The 1,907-nt window shown below is 27.0% G+C and carries 1 protein-coding gene; it reads left to right on the plus strand.

Annotation, left to right across the window (positions count from 1 at the left end; all coding sequences use genetic code 11):
* Positions 1–453 precede the first annotated feature (453 nt).
* The gene (locus tag G498_RS0109995) at positions 454–1,092 is read left to right on the plus strand and encodes a hypothetical protein (protein WP_026981024.1); all 639 of its coding nucleotides are present in this window, start codon (positions 454–456) and stop codon (positions 1,090–1,092) included.
* The last annotated feature ends 815 nt before the right edge of the window (positions 1,093–1,907 follow it).

Consider the following 1,907-nt stretch of genomic DNA (forward strand, 5'->3'; position numbering starts at 1 on the left):
CATTGTGGAAAATTATTTTTTTAAGATTTGAGCGTGAAAAGTAAACTGGAAAATCTAACTAGAAATTTAGTACGCAAATCGTTGAAATCAAGTATGTTTTAAATTTGTCACAAGTGTAAATTAAAAATTTACACATGATAACAAATCACGCGTCTGAATGTAATGCCGGCGCACATTAGCACTTTTGCAGAAAAGCAAAAGAACTAATTTCCCTTCGCTCCTTTCCTGTCAATTGGAACGCAAAAAAACGAACCGGAAAATTGGAACGCAAAATTATTTTTACAATATTGTGTGTAGCAACCAGATTATAACAATGGTTTAGCCGCATTGCTGGTCTAAACTTTAAAAGAAAATCCTTCGGATTTTCATGCGTTACATTTCATAATAATATTTTTCTTAAATTGCCGCAACGACGGCTAAGCCTGAAACGTTGTGCAACATTATAAAAATACAATGAGAAAAATAAAACTACTCTTTTTATTAATTTCACTTACGGCTTTTAGTCAGACTAAAAAAATAGTATTTGAATATGAAGCTAAATACACTTTAGACAATAAAGAAACTCTTTGGAGTATTTCAAAAAAAAATCCAAAATTGATACTAATAAAAAACATAACTTTCAAAAAGGATTTTCTTTATTATCAAGGAAAAACATCTACATATAATTTGAATGAAAATAATGAAATTATATATGATCAAATAGAATTTGGAAGTGATAAAAAGAAAAAAGAGATCAAAATAACTAAGTACGAAAAAAAGGAAATAATTAATAAATTGGTTTGTAGTAAATACGAAATAAATTCAAATAATATACTATTTGAAGTATTTATAAACGATAATAATAAAGCAAATAACATCACTTATATAAATAGCCTTATTGGTAATGAAAACAATAAAGAAATTACCCCTGGACTAATTGTAAAAGTAAATATTTACAGTAAAACAAAACAAGAATTTAGACCGTTTATGATTTTACAAGAATTATCAAGAATTAATAAAACGATTATTGTAGATTTTAAAAAACTAGATTTTATTTTAAGTAGATCGAATAGAGAACAAGAAACAAATGCAATTAAAGAAATTATAAAATAATAACGTTGCACAACAACGGTTTAAAACCATTGCTGGTCTAAACCTTAACAGAAAATCCTGCGGATTTTCAAGCTCTACATTTCATAACAAATAATTCGTAAATTGCCGCAACGGTTTTAAGCCGTAAAACGTTATGCGCAAGTTTGTTGCCAATCTAAATCTAAAAAAATGACAAAACTATTTGATAATTTATTTCAAAAAAGGATGTTCCTTTTAGTCTTATTAATTTATATTTTTTTCATTTTTTTTATAATGCCAAAAGATTATGGAATTAATAAAACAGTTGGGTGGGCTTGGGATTTTTACGAATTTTATAGTCCTCTAATTTTTATTTCCTTATTCTATCTTTTCTTTATATTTTACTCAATAATTGCTTTATGTAAATGGAAAACTAATAAGACAATATCAATAGTTCACTTTATTACAATACTGATATCTATATATTTTTTTGAATTTTATAGCTTCGGATTTTTACAACTTTGCAATTTTTTATCAATACTTTTATTTCTAATAAATATTATTTGGAGTTTTATCAATAGACAAAGTAATATTAAAACCAGCGCATAACAGCGGTTTTATGCAATGGCTGGGCTTGGGATTTTTTGCAAAGGTTTGTGCTCGCACTTTTTGTATTAAAATTCACGTTTTTCTTTCACTCTTTTCGGTATATTTGTAAACGTCAGTAATAAAAAAATCCGCCACTGACATAAAGCCAGCGGGACGTTAGCTGCTAGTTTACTTGACGAAACGAAATCACCATGAAATTTGAAATTAAGTTCAACGAAGAAATTTATGTAAAACAAATACAATTATTG

The organism is Flavobacterium suncheonense GH29-5 = DSM 17707 (genome assembly GCF_000430025.1).
In the GTDB taxonomy this organism is placed as follows: domain Bacteria; phylum Bacteroidota; class Bacteroidia; order Flavobacteriales; family Flavobacteriaceae; genus Flavobacterium; species Flavobacterium suncheonense.

Excerpts from the sequence above, each read along its gene's own strand:
- G498_RS0109995 (WP_026981024.1), top strand. The coding sequence starts at position 454 with ATGAGAAAAATAAAACTACTCTTTTTATTAATTTCACTTACGGCTTTT.